Below are 21,031 nucleotides of genomic sequence, written 5' to 3'. Positions count from 1 at the left end.
GGATTACTTCGTCACCAGCGACCGGCCGAAGAACGGCAGCACCTGCTCCTGGAACCGCACGCCGATCCGGTTGACATGGTCGCCGTCATAAATCTCGAATGTGTGCGCGATGCCATAGCGCTCCATCGCGTCGTGCAACGCCTGCGCATCACCCTTCAACCCGTCCTGCGACCCGACGTCCAGCGCGATCGCGCGGTAGTTGCGCAAGGGGGTGATATATTGATCGACAAAGGCGAGCGGCGTGTTGGCCCGCCATTTGGCGGTGATGTCGTCGCGCATCTTGCCGTCCTTGACCGGCAGGTCGAGATAGAGCGGCGGGTTCTTCGGATTGGGCGACCAGGCGGCGGAGGCGGCCAGCATCGCGCGCTGGCCCCAGTTCAGCTTCTCCGACTCCCTGGGCGAGGACAGGCTGGTCAGCAGCTTCTCGTCGGTCCCCTCGGGCCGGGCCATCATGCGCGGCGACAGGCAGCAGGGGCTCATCATATAGATGGCGCCGTACATATCGGCATGCTTCATCCCGATGCGCGCGGTGCCATAGCCGCCCATCGAATGGCCCGCGAGGCCGCGTGCTTCGCGACGGGCAATGGTGCGGTAGCGCGTGTCGATCGCCGCGATCAGGTCGTGGCTGACGAAGCGCTCGAAATCGCCGACCGTCTGCGAGGACGAATACATCGATCCGTTGTGCATCGTCTTGCTGTCGGGGAAGACCAGGATCATCGGCGCCACCCCGCGCGCGAAGGCTCCTTCGACCGAGGCGGGGACATGGATCTCCTTCGTCCACTGATCCGCGCCGATCGAATAGCCGTGCAGCGCATAGACGACCGGATAGCGGCGCGCCTTGTCCTTCGCATAATCGGGCGGCAGGACGACGATGACGTCGCGGTCGGCGCTGTTGCCCTCCAGATTGCCCTCGATCGCGGGCGAATGGACCTTGATCCGCTCGACCGTCACCGGCTTCGCACCGGGCACCGTGGCGGGGGTCTGCGTCGTCATTTGGGCGGGCAGCGCGGCGAGCGGCGTGCAAGCCAATCCGGCGGCGAGCAGCCAGTGCGTCTTCGACATAGGACATGCCATGCGGGTGATCCTCCCTCTTGAAAACGATGCCGACATGGATGTACCGGTCTGCGATATGCTTGCGAAATGCCGTGCCCCGCGATGAGACGGGCAGGGCGGATATCGGTACCAACAATGCGGATTGGGCCTTGTCAAGCGGGGCGGTGGAGGGTCTCCCTTGGCCTTCGACTTCGCTCAGGCTGAACGGAGGTTGGGGACAGAAGGCCATATTCCCTCGCATCGTTCACCCTGAGCGAAGTCGAAGGCCACGCCCCGAACCCGGAACTGGAAAACCGCGAACCGGCCTTGCATCCTCATCATTGATAGCGCTATCGTGCCTGGAAAGCTCCGGATACGGGGCAAATGGGAGAGAGAAAGCGATGAAGCGCTTGATGATGGCCAGCCTGGTCCTGGGGCTTGGCACCGCAGCCTGCGGATCGCCGCAGACGGCCGAGAATACCGCGCAGGAGAACACCGCCACCGCGTCGAACGACACCAATCCGACATCGCCCGATGGCCGTCACTATCTGTCGCAGCCGCTGGTACGCGAGATCTTTACCGCCGACCCCTCCGCGCATGTCTGGGGCGATGGAAAGATGTATATCTATCCCAGCCACGACGTGCCGACCGACACGCCCAACGACGATCTGGGCAACCAGTACGCCATGCGCGATTACCGCGTGCTGCGCATGGACGAGCCGGGCGGCAAGGTCACCATCGGCCCCGTCGCGCTCGACGTGAAGGACGTGCCCTGGGCCTCGCAGCAGATGTGGGCCCCCGATGCCGCCTATAAGGACGGCACCTATTATCTCTATTTCCCGGCGCGCGATAAGACCAAGGATCGCAACGGCCTGGGCGCGTTCCGCATCGGCGTTGCGACCTCCAAGAATCCGATGGGCCCGTTCAAGGCCGAGCCGGAGGCGATCCACGGCAGCTTCTCGATGGACCCCGCCGTCTATCAGGACACGGACGGCACGGCGTACATGTATTTCGGCGGCATCTGGGGCGGTCAGCTTCAGCGCTGGAAGGACGGCAAGTACGACCCGAACGGCAGCGACACCGACCTGAAGCAGGACGACCAGCCCGCACTGTCGGGCAAGGTCGTCAAGCTGAACCCCGACATGAAGACCTTCGCCGAAACCCCGCGCGACGCGGTGATCCTCGACGAAAAGGGCAAGCCCGTGTTGGGCGGTGCGCATGACAAGCGCTTCTTCGAGGGTTCCTGGGTCTTCAAGCGCGACGGCAAATATTATTACACCTATTCGACCGGCGACACGCACTTCCTGAACTATGCGATCGGCACCAGCCCCTATGGTCCCTTCACCTATAAGGGCCATATCCTGAAGCCGGTGCAAGGCTGGACCACCCATCATTCGATCGTCGAGTGGAAGGGCAAATGGTGGCTTTTCTACGCCGACACGCAATTGTCGGATAAGAACCACCTGCGTAACGTCAAGATGACCGAGTTGACGTTCAACCCGGACGGGACGATCCCGACCATCGATCCGTTCGTGAAGTAAGGACGACGCATGTTCCTTGGCATCGATATCGGTACGTCGGGCGTAAAGGCCGTCGTGCTGGACGAACATGGCGCGGTGGTCGGGCAGGGGACGGCGGCGCTGACCGTGCAGCGTCCCCACCCGCTCTGGTCCGAACAGGACCCGGAAGCATGGTGGCAGGCGACGACCTCGGCCGTCCGGGCGATCGACCCGGCGGTCCGCCGGGCGGTGCGCGGAGTCGGTCTGGCGGGGCAGATGCACGGCGCGACCCTGCTGGGCGCGGACGATCAGCCGCTCCGCCCCGGCATCCTCTGGAATGACGGGCGCAGCCATGCCGAATGCGCGGAGCTGGAGGCGAAGGCGCCCGCGCTTCACCGCATCGCGGGCAATCTCGCCATGCCGGGCTTCACCGCGCCCAAGCTGCTCTGGGTGGCGCATCACGAGCCGGAAACCTTTGCTGCCATCCGTACCGTGCTGCTGCCCAAGGATTACGTCCGGCTGCGGATGACGGGCGAGAAGGCGTCGGACGTGTCGGACGCGGCGGGCACGCTGTGGCTGGACGTTGCCGCGCGCGAATGGAGCGACGAGATCCTCGCCGCGACGGGCCTGACCCGCGATCAGATGCCGCAGGCGGTCGAGGGTACGGCGCAGACCGGTCGCCTTCGCGCCGACGTGGCCGAAGCCTGGGGCATGGATCAGGTGCCGGTGGCGGGCGGCGGCGGCGACAATGCTGCCGGGGCTGCGGGTGTGGGCGTCGTCAAGGACGGCGACGCGCTGTTGTCGCTGGGCACGTCGGGCGTCATCTTCGCGGCAACGCGTGAGTTCCGCCCCAATCCGGCGGGCGCGGTTCATGCCTTCTGCCACTGTCTGCCCAATGTCTGGCACCAGATGTCGGTCCATCTCTCGGCGGCGGCGTGCATCGACTGGGTCGCGCGGCTGACCGGCACGCCGGGGGCCGCCGAACTCTTCGCCCGCGCCGAAAGCGTCGGCCCGGCGAGCGGCCCCGAAATCTTCCTTCCCTATCTGTCGGGCGAGCGGACGCCGCATAACGATGCGGAGGTGCGCGGCGCGTTCCTGGGGCTGGACCATGACACCACGCCCGAGCGGCTGGCGCAGGCGGTGCTGGAGGGGGTGGCCTTCGCGCTCGCCGATGGCCTGTCGGTGCTGCGCGATGCGGGCACCGAATTGTCGCAACTCTCCGTCATCGGCGGCGGGGCGCGCTCCTCCTATTGGGGCCAGACGCTGGCCGCCGCGCTGGGCGTCGAACTCGTCTATCTGAAGGGTGGCGAGGTCGGGCCCGCGCTTGGGGCCGCACGTTTGGCGCAACTGGCCGTCGATGGCGGTTCGCCGGAAGAGGTCTGTGCGCCTCCACCCGTCAGCCATAGCATCGTCCCCGACGCCGCGCTCGCCGAGCGTTTCGCCCCCAAGATCGCGCAATTCCGCGACAGCTATTCCCGTATCACTCCGAGGAACCGTTAAATGGCTACCGACTTTTTCGCCGATATTCCGACGATCCGTTACGAAGGCCCCGACAGCGAGAACGAACTCGCTTACCGCTTCTACGACAAGAACCGCGTCGTGCTGGGCAAGACGATGGAGGAGCATCTCCGCTTCGCCGCCTGTTTCTGGCACACCTTCTGCTGGCCGGGTTCGGACGTGTTCGGTGGTGGCACGTTCAACCGCCCGTGGCACGCCGGTGCCAATGACAGCGCCGCCGCCGCGCAGAAGCGTGAAGTGGCGTTCGACTTCTTCTCGAAGCTCGACATCCCCTATTACTGCTTCCACGACGTCGATGTGATGGCCGATGCGCAGGGCGTCGCCGAGCATCGCCGCTATTTCGCGGAAGCGGTCGATCACCTCGAAAAGCTTCAGGCTTCGTCGGGCCGCAAGCTGCTCTGGGGCACCGCGAACCTGTTCAGCCATCCGCGCTTCGCCGCCGGTGGCGCGACCAACCCGGACCCGGAAGTCTATGCGTTCGGCGCGATGCAGGTCCGCGACGCGCTGGAGGCCACGCATCGTCTGGGCGGCTCCAACTATGTGCTGTGGGGCGGTCGTGAGGGTTACGAGACGCTGCTCAATACCAACATGAAGCGTGAACTCGACAATCTCGGTCGCTTCCTGTCGCTGGTGGTCGAGCACAAGCACAAGATCGGCTTCAACGGCACCATCCTGATCGAGCCGAAGCCGCACGAGCCGACCAAGCATCAGTACGACTTCGACACCGCGACCGTGTACGGCTTCCTCAAGGCTTATGGCCTCGAGCACGAAGTGAAGGTCAATATCGAGGCGAACCACGCCACGCTGGCGGGCCACACCTTCGAACATGAGATCGCCACGGCGGGCGCGCTGGGCATCTTCGGGTCGATCGACGCCAATCGCGGCGATCACCAGAATGGCTGGGATACCGATCAATTCCCCAACTCGGTCGAGGAACTGACGCTGGCCATGCTGGAGATCATCCGGGCGGGCGGCTTCACCACCGGCGGCTTCAACTTCGACGCCAAGGTGCGTCGCCAGTCGATGGACGCGGTCGACCTGTTCCATGGCCATGTCGGCGGGATCGACGTGGTGGCCAAGGGCCTGCTCAACGCCGCCGCGCTGATCGAGGACGGCCGCCTGGATGCGATCAAGGCCGAGCGTTATGCCGGTTGGGACGGCGACTTCGGCCAGAAGGTCGGCGGCCTGGACCTGGCGGGTATCGCCGACCTCGCCGAGAAGGAGGCGGTCGATCCGAAGCCCCGCTCGGGCCGTCAGGAGCGGATCGAGAACATCGTCAACCGTATCGTGAACTCGGGCAGGTAAAGGGGGAGGGGCCGGTTGATCCGGCCCGCCTGCCAGAACGGAAAGGGGCGCGTCCGACAGTCGGGCGCGCCCCTTTCTTATGCCCGGTCGCGTGGCCTTCGACTTCGCTCAGGCTGAACGGAGGTGGTGAAGGACCTGCTCCTCCCCCTCCGTCCAGCACGAACGGCGGGACGAGCCGGATCAGGCCACCCCGTTGGCCGCCATATCCCGCAGCGCCGTATGGAAGCGCCCGATCGCCATCGTGCTGAACCCCGCGATATTGATCCGCCCCGATCCGGCCATGTAGATGCCATGCCGGTCCCGCAGCCATTCGACCTGCGAGGGCGATAGCGGCAAGGTTGCGAACATGCCCTTGCCCCCGGCGACCGCCGCCAGATCGATCGAGCCGATCCGGCCGCCCGCCGCCAGCGCGGCGCGCAGGCCCGCCAGCCGCTGGCGCATCGTCTCCAGTTCCTCGCGCCATTCGCGGGTCAGTGTCTCGTCTTCCAGAATGATGCGCACGATGGCCGCGCCGTGATCGGGCGGCATCGACCAGTTGGCGCGCGCCAGCGACAGCAGGTTGGACAGCACCACCATGCCGGTATCGGCATCGGGCGACAGGGCGAACAAGGCTCCGGTACGCTCGCGATACAGCCCGAAATTCTTGTCGCAGGAATAGGCGAGCAGCGCTTCCGGCACCGCCGACAGGATCGTGCGTGCGCCTGCCGCATCCTGATCGAACCCGTCGCCCAGCCCCTGATAGGCGAGATCGACGACCGGGGTCAGCGACTTGTCGGCGATATGGCGCGCGATGGCGGTCCATCCGGCGGCATCGGGGTCGATCCCGATGGGGTTGTGACAGCATCCGTGCAGCAGCACCGCCTCGCCTTCCTCCGCGCCGTCCAGCCCGCGAAGGAAGCCGTCCAGATCGAAGACCTGGCTGGTCAGGTCGTAGCAGGGGATCATGACCGGCTCGACGCCCGCCTGTCGGAACAGCGGCGCGTGATTGGCCCAGCTCGGGCTGCCGATCCAGATGCGGGGGACGCCCGCGCGGGCGAGCAGTTCGGCGGCGAGGCGCAGCGCCCCCGTACCGCCCGGCGTCTGGAGACCGACGACGCGATCGGCGGCCACGGTGTCGGCCAGGACCAGCGCGGCCAGCGCACGGACGAAACCGACATCCCCCTCGGGCCCGAGATAGGATTTGCTCGGTTGCTCGGCGAGCAGGCGGGCTTCGGCGGCCTTGACGGCGGTCATGACCGGGGTGCGTCCTTCCTCATCGCGGAACACGCCGACGCCCAGATCGATCTTGTCGGCGCGCGGGTCGGCGGCGTGCTGGCCGATGATCCGCAACAGGGGATCGTCGGGCTGGCGGGTCAGGTTCGCAAAACGCATGGCAAGGCCTCTTGGACGGAAAGGCGCGCACCATAGGGCCCCGGCAGGGAAAGGGAATGCCCGGCGGTTCATGGACGGCGATCCCTGTCGCCGGGCAATCGGAATGCCTGAGCCGAAACACAATGGTTTGTACCATCAACGCATCCCGTTTTCAGATCTAACTCACGAAAAATACGGCATATTGATATGTATTATGGAGCGTGTGCTGCGTTTGTTCGTAGACCTTGTGGACGGAATTTCCGGTGGCGCCCAGCTCGCCCTGCCATGACCGTGATGGCACGCCGATCCTGGGCCTTACCAACGGTTCGGCTCCGTCGAACCCTCAATATTGTCAGTCCCGATGACGTGCGTCGCGTCATCGTCGTTGTCGTGCGGCCGTGACAGGCGGGCGGCGTGATGAGGAAAGTTTGCGATGAATATTTGTCGGCCCATCTCGCGCGTTACGACGATCCAGGCATCGCTGCCACGGCCTGCGCCGCATGAGCATGGTGCCGGTTTCATGCAGGCGGAGTATAAACCATGACGCTGGGTGTGGTTCGCCCCGCCATGGGGCATTCGGTATCGGCGCTGAGCCGGTTGTCGCGGCTGGCCCCGCTCGACAAGGTGGCGGAGGCCGCGTTGATCGAGGCGATGGCGCGTCCGCAACACTTCCGTCCCCGCCGCGACCTGATGGTCGAGGGACGCGATATCGCCAGCCCGAATCTGATCCTGTCGGGCTGGGCCGCGCGGGTCCGCATCCTGCTCGACGGGCGGCGGCAATTCCTGAACTTCCTGCTGCCGGGCGATGTGGTGGGGCTGTACCATCATCAACGACCGCTTGCGCCGACCAGTATCATCACGCTGACCGAAGTCACTACCTGTACACCCCCCGCCTGGGGAACGAACCCGTCGCTGGACGAAGCCTATGGCGTCGCGCATGCGCTGGACGAGGCTTTTCTGCTCGCCCAGATCGCACGGCTGGGTCGGATGAACGCGATGGAGCGGATCGGCGACCTCATGCTGGAGTTGCAGGAGCGGCTCACGATGAGCGACCTGACCCATGGCCCCAGCTTCGAACTGCCGATCACGCAGGAAACGCTGGCCGACGCGCTGGGGCTGACGGCGGTGCATGTGAACCGGATGCTTCAGGCGGCACGGCGCGCGGGCGATCTGATCTGGTCGTCGCGATCGATCACTATCCCCGACCCGAAGATGCTGGCGCGCAAGGTCGGTCGAGTGCCCATCCGCGTGTCGGGAAGCTGACCTCGCCAACGGCCGTCCATCATCGCGGTTGGATATCTTGATGTCCATCAAGATATTGGAAAAACATGATTAAATAAGGAACAACCATCCTCATCCCGCGCTGTCCGGGCAAGGAATGAGGAGAGAGGCTTGTGCCGGATATCGCCGACAGACCCTATGACGACGCGCCCGTGTCGACATCGAAGGACAGCGACGCCGCTGTCAGGACCGCAATCAGCCAGGGGATCGAGGAACAGGGCGGCAGCCTTGCCGCCTGGGCCGTAACGATCAATCGCCCCGCCGCCGAACTCTATGCCTGGTGGCGCGACTTTTCCAATCTCGCCAGCGTGATGGAGAATGTCGATCGGATCGATGTGCTCGACGCCCAAAGGTCCCATTGGGTGGTCAAGGCGCCCGGCGGTTCCACCGTCGAATGGGATGCGATCGTCACCGAGGAGCGGGAGGGAGCGGTGATCGCCTGGACCTCTGCCGAAGCGGCCGATGTCGCCAATTCGGGCCGCGTGACCTTTCGCGACGCGGGCGCGCGGGGCACCGTCGTCTCCGCCACCATCCTTTACGACCCGCCCGCCGGGGTGATCGGCAAGCTGGTCGCCAAGCTGTTCCAGCGCGAGCCCAATATCCAGGTCCGCCGCGACCTCGCGCGCTTCAAGCAGCTCATGGAAACCGGCGAGGTCGCGACCAATGCGATGAACCCCAAACAGCTTGAGGAGCAGGGTGCATGAAGGCGCTGACCTGGCACGGCAAGCATGACGTCCGCATCGACAATGTGGACGATCCCGCCATCATCAATCCGCGCGATGCCATCATCAAGGTGACCGCGACCGCGATCTGTGGTTCTGACCTGCATCTCTATGACGGATATATCCCGACGATGCAGTCGGGCGATATCCTGGGCCATGAGTTCATGGGCGAGGTGGTGGAAACCGGCTCCGCCTCCACCCTGAAAAAGGGGCAGAAGGTGGTGGTGCCATTCACCATCGCCTGCGGCTTCTGCTATCATTGCGGCAAGCATCAATATTCGGGTTGCGAGAACGGCAATCCGGCCGACAATCAGGATATCGCGCGCGAGCTTTACGGCCAGCCGATGTCCGCGTTGTTCGGATATAGCCATATGACCGGCGGCTATGCGGGCGGTCAGGCGGAATATGTCCGCGTGCCGTTCAGCGACACCGGCCCCATCGTCATCCCGGACGGGGTGGACGACGAGAAGGTCCTGTTCCTCTCCGACATCCTGCCGACCGGCTGGATGGCGGCGGAGAACGCCCAGATCGAGCCGGGCGACACCGTGGCCGTCTGGGGTTGCGGCCCGGTCGGGCTGTTCGCGGTCCAGTCGGCCTTCCTGATGGGCGCGGAGCGGGTGATCGCGATCGACCACTTTCCGCACCGGCTGGAGCTAGCGCGCAAGTTCGGGGCGGAGACGATCAACTATGAACAGACCTCGACCTATGACGCGCTGATGATCATGACCGGCGGGATCGGTCCTGACGCGGTGATCGACTCGGTCGGGCTGGAGGCGCACGGCCTGTTCGTCGACAATGCGATCGATCAGATCAAGGCGTCGACCTTCCTGGGCACCGATCGCATCCATGCCATCCGCCAGGCGATCATCGCCTGTCGCAAGGGCGGGCGGGTGTCGATGCCCGCCGTCTATGGCGGCTTCGTCGACAAATTCCCGCTCGGCGCGGTGATGCAGAAGGGGCTGACGCTCAAGACCGGACAGACCCATGTCCAGCATTACCTGCCGGGGCTGCTCGACGCGATCATGGAGGGGAAGATCGATACGACCTTCCTGATCTCGCACCGCTTGCCGCTGGAACAGGCGCCCGAGGGCTATCGCATGTTCCATGACCAGCAGAATGAAGTGACCAAGATCGTGCTGAAGCCCGGTCAGTAAGGAACCACATCATGGCACAAAAACTCGCGATCGTGACCGGTGCCTCGACGGGCATCGGCTATCATCTGGCGGCCTGTGCGGCGAAGGCGGGCTATGACCTGTTGATCGTCGCGGACGAACCCGCCATCCATACCGCCGCCAGCAAACTGGCGGCGATCGGGGCGCAGGTTCAGCCGGTCGAGGCCGATCTCGCGACGCTGGAGGGCGTCGACACGCTGCTGGCGGCGACGGGCGGGCGGCGGATCGATGTGTTGTGCGCCAATGCAGGCAACAGCAAGGGCGGGCCGTTCCTCGACCAGTCGCTGGAGGACTGGCGGCGTTCGGTGGATACCAATGTGACGGGCACCGTCTATCTGCTGCAACGCGTGCTGTCGGCTATGGTCCGGCATGGCGAGGGCAAGATACTGGTCACCGGCTCGATCGTCGGCTTCATCCCCGGCCCCTTCAACGCGATCTACAATGCGACCAAGGCGTTCATCGTCAACTTCACCGAGGCGCTGCGCAACGAGATCAAGGAGCAGAAGGGCGTCACGCTGACCACGCTGATGCCCGGCCCCACCGAAACCGAGTTCTTCGCCCGCGCCGACATGCTCGACACGCGGGTGGGTGCGAGCGAGAAGGACGATCCCGCCGAGGTCGCTCGCAAGGGCTGGGACGCGATGATCGCCGGTGAGGGGCATATCGTCCCCGGTCTCGCCAACAAGGCCCAGGTCGCCGGGTCCGGCGTGGTGCCGCAATCGGTGCTGGCCGAGGCGCATCGCAAGATCGCCGAACCGGGCTCCGCCGACCGCTGACCCCCCTCGAAAGGAAACCGACCATGGGCCTGTTCACCAAGGATATCGCGACGCTGGACGACCTGTTCGTCCATCAGCTTCAGGATATCTATTACGCCGAGCATCAGATCACCAAGGCGCTGCCCAAGATGATCGACAAGGCGACCGATCCGCAGCTCAAGGCCGGGTTCGAGCAGCATCTGCGCGAAACCGAGGGCCAGATCCGGCGGCTGGAACAGGTGTTCGAGATGCACGGGCATTCGCCCAGGGCGGTCACCTGCCCCGCGATCGACGGCATCATCAAGGAAGCCAATGAGGTCGCGGGCGAGGTCGCCGACAAGCGGGTCCTCGACGCCGCGCTGATCGCGGCGGCGCAGGCGGTCGAGCATTATGAGATCGCCCGCTACGGCACGCTGGTCGCCTGGGCGCGGCAATTGGGCCGCAGCGATTGCGCGGCGATCCTCGACGAAACGCTGGCCGAGGAAAAGGCGACCGACGAAAAGCTTACCGGATTGGCCGAAGGCGGGACCAACGCGGCGGCGCAGGCCGCCGAACCCGCCTGACGCCACCGGTAGCCGGGGCATCGTCGCCGAAATACCCTTCCCCGGCGGCGATGCCCCATTCCTCCCCGGCACGGGGAGGGGGACCAGCGAAGCTGGTGGAGGGGGGCTTTCACAAGGAACATGCCTTGTGAAAGCCCCCGTCATTCAATCCAAGATCAATGGGCGAAGTGCGTCACGCCCAGCATCAACACGATCCCCGCGACAGTCGCGAGACTGGTGCGAAAGCGCGGATCGAGCGACTGGCTGCGCGGGACCAGTTCGCACGCGCCGATATACAGGAACACCCCCGCGAAGAGCGCCATGACCGGCGCCAGCATGCTCGCGGGAATGGCGATCCCCGACCCGATCAGCACGCCCAGCATCGGCGCGATCCCGTTCAGGATCAGCCAGCGCCGCGCCGCCGCCTCCGACCGTGCGGCCAGGCTGAGGCTGACGGTATTTACGCCATCCGCCACGTCATGGGTCAGCACCGCCAGCGCGATCATCCAGCCCGCCGCCGTATCGATCTGAAAGGCCAGGCCGATGCCCAGTCCGTCCATCAGGCTGTGCAGGCAGAGCATGGCGGGTCCCAGATCGCCACGCCACGACGCCGCCGCCCGGGGGATCCGTGCCAGCAGCCGGTCGAGCAGCATATAGCCCGCCAGCCCCAGCGCGGTGAAACCCATCATCTCCCGCACCGCCCAGCGGTCGCCCGCCAGTTCCAGCGCCTCGGGCACCAGGTCGAACAGCGCCACGCCGACCACGATTCCGGCGGTCACGCCCAGCACCATGCCGATGCGATGCCGCAGGCGAAGCGCGAGCATCCCGCCCGCCAGCGTCGCCGCCATCGCCGCCAAGCCGAATGCCAAAGGGATCAGCGTCATCGCGCGGTCCGCATGGCGAAGGCGTCGGGATACGGTAGCGGTCGCTGCATCGCGGGTTCATGGACCAGCGAATGTGACGTTACAAGGTCACGCATGCCGAATATCGGTCACCGGTACGGGTGGTCGCTTCTCAAGGACGAAACGCCCTATCCTTTGGCGATCGCGTCGAGAACGCGCTCGGCGACTTCGCGGCGGCAGATCAGCAGATCGGGCAGCAGGGGGTTTTCGCAATTGTAGATCAGCGGTCGGCCATCGATGCGCGAGGCATGGAGCCCGGCGGCCAGCGCGACGGCGGCGGGGGCGCAATTGTCCCACTCATATTGCCCGCCGTCATGCAGATAGACATCGGCCCGCCCCTCGACCACGGCCATCGCCTTGGCCCCGGCGGACCCCATCGGGATCAGCGTCGCGCCCAGCCGGTCCCCGACGCACCGGGCGATGTCCGGCGCTCGGCTGCGGCTGACGACGACGCGCAGCCCTTGGGGACAGGGGGGATGGTCGGGGGGCAGGTCGTCGGTGGCGAAGATCCGCTCGCGGTCGGGCACCGCGACGGCACCCAGCGCCGGGCGGCCATCGATGGCGAGGCCGATATGCACCGCCCACTCGTCCGACCCGCTCGCATATTCGCGCGTCCCGTCGAGCGGATCGACGATCCACACCCGCCGCGCGGCGCAGCGGGCACGGTCGTCCACCGATTCCTCCGACAGGATGAAGTCGTCGGGCCGCGCCGCGCGCAGCCGGTCGAGGATCAGCGTGTTCGCATCCCGGTCGCCCAGCGCGCCGAGTGCCGCGCCGTCCAGCCCGCTCGACGCGCGCAGGTGCTTCAACAGTCGGCCCGCCTCGATGGCGACCGACCGCGCGAGTTCGGCGTCGGTCACAGGTCGTAACTCCAGATGCCCAGCACATGCTCGACGATCCGCGACGCCGCCTGTTCCGCCGTCTCCCTGGTCGTGTCGACCCGGATTTCGGGACGGTCGGGCGCTTCATAGGGGCTGGAGATGCCGGTGAACTCGGCGATCTCGCCCGCCCGCGCCTTGGCATAGAGACCCTTCACATCGCGTTCCTCGGCGACCGAGAGGGGCGTGTCGATGAAGATTTCGACGAACTCACCCTCGGGCAGCAGCGCGCGGACCATGTCGCGCTCGGCCCTGAAGGGGGAGATGAAGGCGGTCAGGACAATCAACCCAGCATCCGCCATCAGCTTGGCGACCTCGCCCACGCGGCGGATGTTCTCCACCCGTCCGGCTTCGGAGAAGTCCAGGTCGCGGTTCAGGCCATGGCGGATATTGTCGCCGTCCAGCAGGAAGCTGTGGCGCCCCATGCTGTGCAGTTTCTGTTCGACCAGATTGGCGATGGTCGACTTGCCCGAGCCCGACAGGCCGGTAAACCACAGGACCTTGGGCGCCTGCCCCTTCTGTCTTGCATGGGCCTCGCGGGTGATGACCGCCGACTGCCAATGGACATTCTGGGCGCGGCGCAGCGCATGGTCGATCATCCCCGCCGCGACCGTCGCATTGGTCGCGCGGTCGATCAGGATGAAGCCGCCGAGCGTACTGCCCTTCGCATAGGGCTCGAACACGATGGGGCGATCGGCATAGACCTCGACCAGCCCGATATCGTTGAGCGCGAGCGTGTCGGCGGGGCGCTGTTCCTGGCTGTTCACATCGACGACGTGGCGCGGCGGCTGCACCGTGGCGCCGACCAACTGGGTACCGAGCTTCAGCGAATAGCTGCGCCCCGGCACCAGCGGCGCGTCCGCCATCCAGACGATGGTGGCGACGAACTGGTCGGCGATTTCGGGCGGGTCCTCGGCGGCGGCGATCACGTCACCGCGCGAGCAATCCACCTCGTCGGCGAGAACCAACGTTACCGCCTCGCCCGCGATCGCGTCCGGCTGGTCGCCGTCATAAGTTACAATCCGCGCGATCTCCGTCGTCTTGCCCGAGGGGGCGATCCGCACCCGGCCGCCGACCGACACCCGGCCACTCGCGATCAACCCGGCAAAGCCCCGGAAGTCGAGATCGGGCCGGTTGACCCATTGCACCGGCATACGGAAGGACGCCGCCACCGTGCGGTCGCCATCGATCGCCACCGTCTCCAGATGCGGGAGCAGTGCGGGACCGTGATACCAGGGCATGTCGGGCGAGGGCATGGTGACGTTCGCGCCGGTCAGCCCCGATAGCGGAATGGCGGTGAACCGCTCGATCCCGATGCCACGCGCGAAGGCCGCATAATCGGCGACGATCGCGTCGAAGACCGACTGGTCATGGCCGACTAGGTCCATCTTGTTGACCGCCAGCACGATCTCCTTGATCCCGACCAGATGGGCCAGATAGCTGTGCCGCCGCGTCTGGGTCAGCACGCCTTTGCGCGCGTCGATCAGGATCACGGCCAGATCGGCGGTCGAGGCGCCCGTCACCATGTTGCGGGTATATTGTTCATGACCCGGCGTGTCGGCGACGATGAACTTGCGTTTCTCCGTCGCGAAGAAGCGGTACGCGACATCGATGGTGATGCCCTGCTCGCGCTCGGCGGCAAGGCCGTCGACCAGCAGCGCGAAGTCGATATTCTGCCCCTGCGTACCCAGCCGGCGGCTGTCCGCCTCCAACTGGCTGAGCTGATCCTCGAAGATCGTCTTCGAATCGTAGAGGAGCCGCCCGATCAGCGTCGATTTGCCGTCATCGACCGAGCCGCAGGTGATGAAGCGCAGCATCGACTTGGCGGCGTGCGTGGCGAGATAGGCGTCGATATCGGCGGCGATCAGCGCATCGGGTTGATAGGCGGTCATCTTAGAAATACCCCTCGCGCTTCTTCTTCTCCATGCTGGCGGCCTGGTCATGGTCGATGGCGCGCCCCTGTCGCTCCGACGTGGTGGTCAGCAGCATCTCCTGGATGACGTCGGACAGGGTCGCCGCCTCGCTCTCGACAGCACCCGTCAGCGGATAGCAGCCGAGCGTGCGGAACCGGATCGAGCGGTCCACCGGCACTTCGCCCGGCCGCAACCGGAATCGGTCGTCATCGACCATCAGCAGCATTCCGTCGCGCTCCACCGTCGGGCGGGGGGCGGCGAAATAGAGCGGCACGATCTCGATCCCTTCCTGAAGGATATACTGCCAGATATCGAGTTCGGTCCAGTTGGACAGCGGGAAGACGCGGATGCTCTCCCCCTTGTGGATGCGGCTGTTATAGAGGTTCCACAGTTCGGGCCGCTGCGCCTTGGGGTCCCAGCCATGTGCGGCGGAGCGGAAGGAGAAGACACGCTCCTTGGCGCGGCTCTTCTCCTCGTCGCGCCGTGCACCGCCGAACGCCGCGTCAAAGCCGCCCGCGGTCAGCGCCTGTTTCAGCCCTTCGGTCTTCCACATATCGGTGTGGCGGCTGCCATGGTCGAAGGGGTTGATGCCCAGCGCCTCGGCCTCCGGGTTGCGGTGGACGATCAACTCCATGCCCGCCGCCTCGGCCGCGCGGTTGCGCAGATCGTACATGGCGCGGAACTTCCACGTCGTGTCGACATGGAGCAGCGGGAAGGGCGGGCGCGCCGGGAAGAACGCCTTCTTGGCGAGGTGCAGCATCACCGCCGAATCCTTGCCGACCGAATAGAGCATCACCGGCCGCTCGGTTTCGGCGACCACTTCGCGCAATATATGGATGCTTTCGGCTTCGAGCCGCTGAAGGTGCGTTAGTCCAGTCATCGGATTGTCAGATAATGTCGCCAGCGAAGCGCGCGACCAACTTATCCTGTCAGTCACGATAGTCCCGCTCCAGCGAGTCCAGGATTCGCGCGCCCGCCATGAACACCGCGATGGGGCAGGCGGCGAACAGGATCTTGCCCGGAAGCCCCGGATAAGCCTGAAGATAATGCATGCCCCGCTCGACCGCACCCAGGCCGAGGCCATAGATGACGAGAAACGCCTCGAACTTCGTCTTGATCGTGAACAGGGCGACGATGCGGGACCACATGGGCCTGGTTACACCACCGCATCGCGAACGGGCCAAGCCCTTAAGTCGCGGCCAAAATGAGACAGTCCAGCTCGCTCAACAGCGCGATCCGCGCCGCCTCGATCCGTTGGATCAGGGCGGGGTCGCCGATGTCGGCGGGGGCGATGGCTTCGGGCCAATGCTCCTCGATCACCGCGGCGATCCGGTCGAGCCTTGCATGATCGACCAGGAAACGCGGGTCGATCGTGGCGGGGTCGGCGACGACGCGCAGGCGAAGACAGGCCGGGCCGCCGCCATTGGCCATCGATTCGCGGACGTTCACCACCTCCAATCGGCGGATCGGGCCGTTGCCCGCGACATGCTCCTGCAACCAGGACCAGACGGCGTCATTGTCACGCGCCTCCTGCGGCAGGATCAGCGTCGGTTCGCCCCCCGGCGGGGTCACCAGTTGCGCGTTGAACAGATAGGAGGCGATGGCATCCTCAAGGCTGACACGGGCGGCGGGAACCTCCACGATCTCCACCTCGGGCATGACGCTGCGCAGATCGTCATAGAGGCGTGTCGGATCGGCGAAGGCCTGTTCGTGTGCGAACAGCACCCGTTCGTTGGCGACGGCGACCACGTCATTGTGGAACGCCCCCGCCGCGATCGCCGCATCGGACTGGCGCGCGAAGAGGACGCGGTCGGGGGACAGGTGGTGCGAACGGGCGATCGCCTCGCTGGCCTGGCGATGCTGGCGCGCGGGGAAGGGGCCGCCGCTTTCGCCATAGACGAAGACCTCGACCCCCGGATGGTCGTGCGCGGCGCAGAGCCGCATGTGGTTGGCCGCCCCCTCGTCGCCGAACGGAGCGGGCACCGGCGAATGGACGATGAAGGCCGGGTCGGCAAAGGCGAGGCGAAGCTGTGCCAGGGTCGCGGCCCATTCATGGCTGCGATGCGGCATGGTCAGCAGGTTGGCGACGGTCAGGTGGCACCGCCCGTCGCGCGTGTCGGGCGCGGGCGAGACGGTCGCGGCATTGGCCGCCCACATCGCCGATGCGGACAGGGCCTGGGCCTTGAGCACCGGAGAAGCCGCATCATAATCGGTCGCCAACCGCCCCAGCCAGGGATGGTCCGGGCGCGGATGGGGCAGGAAAATTCCCTGCACCAGCCCCAGGTCGAGGTTCGCGCGCATCTTCGCGATCCCTTGCAACGCCGCCGCGCGGGGGTGGGAGGTCTTGCCCGCATTGCGGGTGGCGGCGAGGTTGCCGTGGCTGAGCCCCGCATAATTATGGCTGGGGCCGATGATGCCGTCGAAGTTGATTTCTCGCAGCATGGCACTCACCGATCGATATGGAGGACGCTGTCGCCGACCGACAGGTCGAGCGTGCGCGCGGTGTCTTCGGAGACGATGACCCCATCATCCCCGTCGCGGATTTCGCCCAGCGCGCAGCGGAAGTCGGTGAGCCGTCCGGCCGCGACCAGCGCCTCGCGGCCCGAATGAACGTCGATCCCGACGATCCGGCTTTCGCGGGCGTCGCGGATCGAGCGGACCTGATCGGTGCGTGCCGTCATGGTCGGGCCGCCATCGAAAATGTCGATATAATGCTCGAAGGCGAAGCCCTCATTCTCCAGCATCCGCATCGCCGCGCGCCCGGAGGGATGGGGCAGGCCGATCGCGGCACGCGCGGTCTCGGTCAGCATCGCGGTGTAGATGGGGTGTTTGGGCATCAGGTCGGCGATGAACTGGTGGCCGTGGATCGCGTTGAATTCGTCCGCCTGCTGGAAATTCATCCCGAAGAAGCGGCCCGCCAGTCCGTCCCAGAAGGGCGATCCCCCCGCCTCGTCGATCACCCCGCGCAACTCCGCCAGCACCCGGTCGGCGAAACGCGGACGGTTGGCGCGCATGAACAGGTAACGGCTGCGCGCCAGCAACAGGCCGAGTCCGCCCGCGCGTTCGCCGGGATGGAGGAACAGCCCGCCCACCTCGCTCGCCCCCTCCAGATCGGTGGTCAGCGACAGCATCTCGGCGCGGAAGGTACGGTCCAGCTCACGGCTATGCTGGGTCAGCGTGCCGATGCGATAGCTGTAAAAGGGGTGCTTCTGCCCGACATGGGTGAAGATCTGGCAGGTGCCGCGCACATCGCCGGTCCTCCGATCCTCGAGCATCAGGACGAACAATTCGTCCCGCACCGTTCCGTCGCCATCGCTGGAAAAGGCGTCATGGCTGCGGGCCAGCTTGGCGGACAGCGAGCGGCGGTCCGGGGGCAGGTTGGTGAAGCCGCCGCCGGTCAGCTTGGCCATTTCATAGAGGTGCCGCAGGTCGCTATCGACGGCGGGACGGATACGGAAGCTGTTCATGCGGAACCGATGATGCGCAGGATCGTCAGCGCCGACAAGCCCGCCCGCTCGGCCAGGCTATCGATCAGCAGATACTCGTCCGACGAATGGATCGCGCCGCCGCGCACGCCCATCGTGTCCACCACCGGCACACCAGCCGCCGCGATATTGTTGCCGTCGCACACCCCGCCGGTCGCGCGCCAGCCGATCGACAGGCCCAGATCGGCTCCGGCACGCCGCACCGTCTCGAACAGCGCCGCCGCGCCGTCGTCGATGGGCTTGGGCGGCCGGTTGAAGCTGCCATGCACCTCGACGCCGACCTCATGCTCGGCGGCGATGCGCTCTGCGATGGCCTTCATGGCGGGGCCGGTCCGCTCGATCGCGGCAAGGGCGCGGGGGCGGAAATTGACCTGGAGCATGGCGAGGTCGGGCACGACATTGTTCGGCCCGCCGCCGTCGATCCGGGCGGGGTTGACCGTGATGTCCTCCGCCGCCAACCGCGTCAGTTCCAGCGTGATCCGCGCGGCGGCGACGATGGCGTTGCGGCCCTCTTCCGGGTTGCGGCCCGCATGGGCGCTTCGCCCGCGCACGACGATGGTGAAATTGCCGGTGCCGCCGCGTGCGCCCGCCAGCGTCCCGTCGGGAAGCGCGGGCTCATAGGTCAGCGCCGCGATCTTGCCCGCCGCCAGCCGGGCGATCAGCGCCGCCGATGAGGCGGAGCCGGTTTCCTCGTCGGAATTGATCAGCACGTCATAGCCCAGCCGATCCGCCACGGGGCTCGCCTCCACCGCGTGGAGCGCCGCGAGGAGGACGGCGAGACCGCCCTTCATATCCGCCACACCTGGGCCACCCAGCCGGTTGGCGTCGATCCGCGTGACGCTCTGAAAGGGATGATCGACCGGATAGACGGTGTCCATATGGCCGGTGAACAGCATCCTGACCGGCGCTTCGGGGCGGACCGACAAATGCAGATGGCGGCCATGGTCGAGCGCGACCGGACGACCATCCGCCCCGACCCGTTCGACCGGTTCAGGCGCGACCATGGTCAGTACGCCGGGCAGCGTGCCGAAACGCTCGGCGAGTTGGTCCGCCATCGCTTTCAGGCCGGTCAGGTTCCGCGTTCCGCTATTGATCGCGGCCCATTGCTCGGTGAGGGACAGCATGGGGTAGGCGGCGGCGGACGCCACCGCGTCCCGCTCGATGGTGTTCAGTCTCTCCATGACCGCAGCCTAGGCCATGGAAGGGGGGCAGGTGAACCCCCCTGTCTCCGGGGCGATCAGAAGCTGTACACCACCGAGGCGCGGGTGATCGTGTCGGTGGTCTGGCGGCCGATCGGCGGCTCGCTTTCATATTGGACGTTGTAGGAGAATTGCGCCGACAGCGGCCCGAACACCTTGGCGTTGAGCGACGAATTGGTGCCGACCGTGCTGTTGAACTTCTGAAGATAGGCGGACGCCGTCTGGTTGAACGAGATGGCGGGGGTCAGCTTCCAGGTGAAGTTCAGGTTGCCGCGCGCCGCCAGCGCGCTTTCGATCCGGGCGTCGGTGAATTCGGTATGGCGGAATGCGGGGCCGAGTTCGACGTCGAGCGTCATGTTGGGCTTGCGGATCGCGCTGTAACCCGCACCCGCCGAGGCCGATAAGCGGTTGAAATAGCCAAGGAACCGGTCGCTCTCATATTGCGCGGCGCCATAGACGTAGTTGTTGGCGTCCAGTTTGAAATTGGGCTCATAGGACGCGACATAATGTTCGCGGCTGACGACCTTGAAGCTTTCCTGATAATCGCCCTGCAAGTGCAGCTTGTGCCGCCATTGCAGCCCTTCGCGGGTCAGGTCGACGATGCCGGTCAGGCCGATATTCTGGCTGTTCCCCGTCGTCGCGAAGCCGCCCAGCTCGACCCGGCCATGCCACAGGTCGAAGAAGGTCGCCTCGCGGATCGTCCGGCTGCGGCTCGCGGTCTTCTCGTCGCGCCAGACATCGGCCATCGCGTCGATCGCGTCGGCCGCTTCGGGAACGGCATTGCGGGCATAGCGGACGACGGTGGTGATGTCGTTCTCGTTGCCGCTTGCGATCGCGGCCTCCAGCATCGCGCGGATCGGCGGCGGGATCAGCGCGGGGTCGGGATCGTTCGGATCGGCATTGGCCAACAGGCCCAGCGCGATGGGTATCAGCAGCAGCCGCTTGGTCATGAGGTCGGCCTTATGCCGTTCTCGGCTCGACGGGAATGGCGGCGTCCCCGTGCGGTGCGGCGAAATGCTCCGCGAAGACGACCAGCAGTTCCTCGTACAGCGCCTTCTTGAACGGCACGATCATCATGGGCAGCGTCTGCGGCTCGGCCCAGCGCCAGGCGCGGAATTCGGGATGCTCGGTATCGATGCGGATATCGGCGTCCTCGCCCAGGAAGCGGTAGAGGAACCAGATTTGCCGCTGGCCGCGCCATTTGCCCTTCCACACCTTGCCGATCATGTCCTCGGGCAGGTCGTAGGTCAGTTCGCGGGGGGCACGGGCGATCAACTCGACCTTGTCGGCGGTGACGCCGGTTTCCTCGAACAACTCGCGAAGCCCCGCCGCATCGGCATCCTCTCCCGGATCGATCCCCCCTTGCGGAAGCTGCCAGGCCTCCAGCGTCGAATCGATCCGCTGGCCGACAAAGACCCGGCCGGCGCGGTTCATCAGGATGACGCCCGCGCAGGGGCGATAGGGGAGATCGGTCATCA

General features: G+C 66.0%; 20 protein-coding genes. 8 read left to right on the top strand and 12 right to left on the bottom strand.

Translation table 11 applies throughout. The features are described 5' to 3' along the window. Window positions 1-3 precede the first annotated feature (3 nt). Window positions 4-1,062 carry an alpha/beta hydrolase gene (locus SM191_RS02605; RefSeq protein ID WP_341504854.1) on the bottom strand — a complete coding sequence of 353 codons (1,059 nt, stop codon included), beginning with the start codon at window positions 1,060-1,062 and terminating at the stop codon, window positions 4-6. A 383-nt stretch (window positions 1,063-1,445) separates the two neighbouring features. On the opposite strand from SM191_RS02605, the gene SM191_RS02600 reads away from it, so the two are divergent. The 3 genes from SM191_RS02600 to xylA are packed head-to-tail and all read left to right on the top strand — an operon-like array spanning window position 1,446 to window position 5,354. Then, a complete protein-coding gene (locus tag SM191_RS02600; protein WP_445949802.1) occupies window positions 1,446-2,573 on the top strand; it encodes a glycoside hydrolase family 43 protein in 1,128 nt (375 codons plus the stop codon). 9 nt (window positions 2,574-2,582) lie between these two features. After that, on the top strand, window positions 2,583-4,031 hold the full coding sequence (xylB, locus tag SM191_RS02595) for a xylulokinase (protein ID WP_341504852.1): 1,449 nt from the start codon (window positions 2,583-2,585) through the stop codon (window positions 4,029-4,031). Continuing rightward, window positions 4,032-5,354 carry a xylose isomerase gene (gene xylA, locus SM191_RS02590; protein ID WP_341504851.1) on the top strand — a complete coding sequence of 441 codons (1,323 nt, stop codon included), beginning with the start codon at window positions 4,032-4,034 and terminating at the stop codon, window positions 5,352-5,354. Between the two features lie 180 nt (window positions 5,355-5,534). Here the strand turns inward: xylA and SM191_RS02585 are convergent, their stop codons facing one another. Next, on the bottom strand, window positions 5,535-6,725 hold the full coding sequence (locus SM191_RS02585; protein ID WP_341504850.1) for an aromatic amino acid transaminase: 1,191 nt from the start codon (window positions 6,723-6,725) through the stop codon (window positions 5,535-5,537). A 519-nt stretch (window positions 6,726-7,244) separates the two neighbouring features. On the opposite strand from SM191_RS02585, the gene SM191_RS02580 reads away from it, so the two are divergent. From SM191_RS02580 to SM191_RS02560, 5 genes are all read left to right on the top strand, one after another. Then, the gene (locus SM191_RS02580; RefSeq protein WP_341504849.1) at window positions 7,245-7,967 is read left to right on the top strand and encodes a Crp/Fnr family transcriptional regulator; all 723 of its coding nucleotides are present in this window, start codon (window positions 7,245-7,247) and stop codon (window positions 7,965-7,967) included. A 131-nt stretch (window positions 7,968-8,098) separates the two neighbouring features. Continuing rightward, window positions 8,099-8,689, top strand: a complete 591-nt coding sequence (locus tag SM191_RS02575) for an SRPBCC family protein (protein WP_341504848.1) — start codon at window positions 8,099-8,101, stop codon at window positions 8,687-8,689. Next, on the top strand, window positions 8,686-9,861 hold the full coding sequence (locus SM191_RS02570) for a zinc-dependent alcohol dehydrogenase (RefSeq protein WP_341504847.1): 1,176 nt from the start codon (window positions 8,686-8,688) through the stop codon (window positions 9,859-9,861). Before SM191_RS02575 ends, SM191_RS02570 begins: the two co-directional genes overlap by 4 nt. An 11-nt stretch (window positions 9,862-9,872) precedes the next feature. Continuing rightward, complete coding sequence (locus SM191_RS02565; RefSeq protein ID WP_341504846.1) at window positions 9,873-10,655, top strand: SDR family NAD(P)-dependent oxidoreductase; 783 nt, start codon at window positions 9,873-9,875, stop codon at window positions 10,653-10,655. A 23-nt stretch (window positions 10,656-10,678) separates the two neighbouring features. Beyond that, window positions 10,679-11,197, top strand: coding sequence for a YciE/YciF ferroxidase family protein (locus SM191_RS02560; RefSeq protein ID WP_341504844.1), 519 nt, complete (start codon window positions 10,679-10,681; stop codon window positions 11,195-11,197). A gap of 155 nt (window positions 11,198-11,352) precedes the next feature. Here SM191_RS02560 and SM191_RS02555 read toward each other — a convergent pair whose 3' ends face one another. The 10 genes from SM191_RS02555 to SM191_RS02510 form a co-directional block, all read right to left on the bottom strand. Next, the gene (locus SM191_RS02555; RefSeq protein ID WP_341504843.1) at window positions 11,353-12,060 is read right to left on the bottom strand and encodes a ZIP family metal transporter; all 708 of its coding nucleotides are present in this window, start codon (window positions 12,058-12,060) and stop codon (window positions 11,353-11,355) included. A 146-nt stretch (window positions 12,061-12,206) separates the two neighbouring features. Next, on the bottom strand, window positions 12,207-12,938 hold the full coding sequence (locus SM191_RS02550; RefSeq protein ID WP_341504842.1) for a 3'(2'),5'-bisphosphate nucleotidase CysQ: 732 nt from the start codon (window positions 12,936-12,938) through the stop codon (window positions 12,207-12,209). Next, window positions 12,935-14,848, bottom strand: a complete 1,914-nt coding sequence (gene cysN / locus SM191_RS02545) for a sulfate adenylyltransferase subunit CysN (protein ID WP_341504841.1) — start codon at window positions 14,846-14,848, stop codon at window positions 12,935-12,937. The genes SM191_RS02550 and cysN overlap by 4 nt, the downstream gene beginning before the upstream one ends. A 1-nt stretch (window position 14,849) precedes the next feature. Further along, a complete protein-coding gene (gene cysD / locus SM191_RS02540; protein WP_341504840.1) occupies window positions 14,850-15,749 on the bottom strand; it encodes a sulfate adenylyltransferase subunit CysD in 900 nt (299 codons plus the stop codon). A 49-nt stretch (window positions 15,750-15,798) separates the two neighbouring features. Then, window positions 15,799-16,017, bottom strand: coding sequence for a hypothetical protein (locus tag SM191_RS02535; RefSeq protein ID WP_341504839.1), 219 nt, complete (start codon window positions 16,015-16,017; stop codon window positions 15,799-15,801). 40 nt (window positions 16,018-16,057) lie between these two features. Beyond that, entirely contained in the window at window positions 16,058-17,311 is a 1,254-nt protein-coding gene (locus SM191_RS02530) for an N-succinylarginine dihydrolase (protein ID WP_341504838.1), read from the bottom strand. Window positions 17,312-17,316: 5 nt separating this feature from the next. Further along, window positions 17,317-18,336 (bottom strand): arginine N-succinyltransferase, encoded by a 1,020-nt coding sequence (locus tag SM191_RS02525; protein ID WP_341504837.1) that lies wholly within the window; start codon window positions 18,334-18,336, stop codon window positions 17,317-17,319. Further along, complete coding sequence (locus SM191_RS02520; protein WP_341504836.1) at window positions 18,333-19,535, bottom strand: hydrolase; 1,203 nt, start codon at window positions 19,533-19,535, stop codon at window positions 18,333-18,335. Before SM191_RS02520 ends, SM191_RS02525 begins: the two co-directional genes overlap by 4 nt. Before the next feature lie 56 nt (window positions 19,536-19,591). Further along, window positions 19,592-20,503, bottom strand: coding sequence for a DUF481 domain-containing protein (locus tag SM191_RS02515; RefSeq protein ID WP_341504835.1), 912 nt, complete (start codon window positions 20,501-20,503; stop codon window positions 19,592-19,594). A gap of 10 nt (window positions 20,504-20,513) precedes the next feature. Continuing rightward, window positions 20,514-21,029 (bottom strand): RNA pyrophosphohydrolase, encoded by a 516-nt coding sequence (locus tag SM191_RS02510; RefSeq protein WP_341504947.1) that lies wholly within the window; start codon window positions 21,027-21,029, stop codon window positions 20,514-20,516. Window positions 21,030-21,031: the final 2 nt, after the last annotated feature.

Source organism: Sphingomonas sp. 2378 (assembly GCF_038084995.1).
Lineage (GTDB): Bacteria > Pseudomonadota > Alphaproteobacteria > Sphingomonadales > Sphingomonadaceae > Sphingomonas.
Note: the sequence above shows the minus strand (reverse complement) of the source record. Positions and strands in the feature narration are given on the sequence as shown.

Coding starts and splice junctions, on each gene's coding strand:
- SM191_RS02515 (WP_341504835.1), bottom strand. CDS start 20,503: ATGACCAAGCGGCTGCTGCTGATACCCATCGCGCTGGGCCTGTTGGCC.
- SM191_RS02520 (WP_341504836.1), bottom strand. CDS start 19,535: ATGGAGAGACTGAACACCATCGAGCGGGACGCGGTGGCGTCCGCCGCC.
- SM191_RS02510 (WP_341504947.1), bottom strand. CDS start 21,029: ATGACCGATCTCCCCTATCGCCCCTGCGCGGGCGTCATCCTGATGAAC.
- SM191_RS02580 (WP_341504849.1), top strand. CDS start 7,245: ATGACGCTGGGTGTGGTTCGCCCCGCCATGGGGCATTCGGTATCGGCG.
- SM191_RS02560 (WP_341504844.1), top strand. CDS start 10,679: ATGGGCCTGTTCACCAAGGATATCGCGACGCTGGACGACCTGTTCGTC.
- SM191_RS02555 (WP_341504843.1), bottom strand. CDS start 12,060: ATGACGCTGATCCCTTTGGCATTCGGCTTGGCGGCGATGGCGGCGACG.
- SM191_RS02535 (WP_341504839.1), bottom strand. CDS start 16,017: ATGTGGTCCCGCATCGTCGCCCTGTTCACGATCAAGACGAAGTTCGAG.
- cysN (WP_341504841.1), bottom strand. CDS start 14,848: ATGACCGCCTATCAACCCGATGCGCTGATCGCCGCCGATATCGACGCC.
- xylB (WP_341504852.1), top strand. CDS start 2,583: ATGTTCCTTGGCATCGATATCGGTACGTCGGGCGTAAAGGCCGTCGTG.
- SM191_RS02530 (WP_341504838.1), bottom strand. CDS start 17,311: ATGCTGCGAGAAATCAACTTCGACGGCATCATCGGCCCCAGCCATAAT.
- SM191_RS02525 (WP_341504837.1), bottom strand. CDS start 18,336: ATGAACAGCTTCCGTATCCGTCCCGCCGTCGATAGCGACCTGCGGCAC.
- cysD (WP_341504840.1), bottom strand. CDS start 15,749: ATGACTGGACTAACGCACCTTCAGCGGCTCGAAGCCGAAAGCATCCAT.
- xylA (WP_341504851.1), top strand. CDS start 4,032: ATGGCTACCGACTTTTTCGCCGATATTCCGACGATCCGTTACGAAGGC.
- SM191_RS02585 (WP_341504850.1), bottom strand. CDS start 6,725: ATGCGTTTTGCGAACCTGACCCGCCAGCCCGACGATCCCCTGTTGCGG.
- SM191_RS02605 (WP_341504854.1), bottom strand. CDS start 1,062: ATGTCGAAGACGCACTGGCTGCTCGCCGCCGGATTGGCTTGCACGCCG.
- SM191_RS02600 (WP_445949802.1), top strand. CDS start 1,446: ATGATGGCCAGCCTGGTCCTGGGGCTTGGCACCGCAGCCTGCGGATCG.
- SM191_RS02565 (WP_341504846.1), top strand. CDS start 9,873: ATGGCACAAAAACTCGCGATCGTGACCGGTGCCTCGACGGGCATCGGC.
- SM191_RS02570 (WP_341504847.1), top strand. CDS start 8,686: ATGAAGGCGCTGACCTGGCACGGCAAGCATGACGTCCGCATCGACAAT.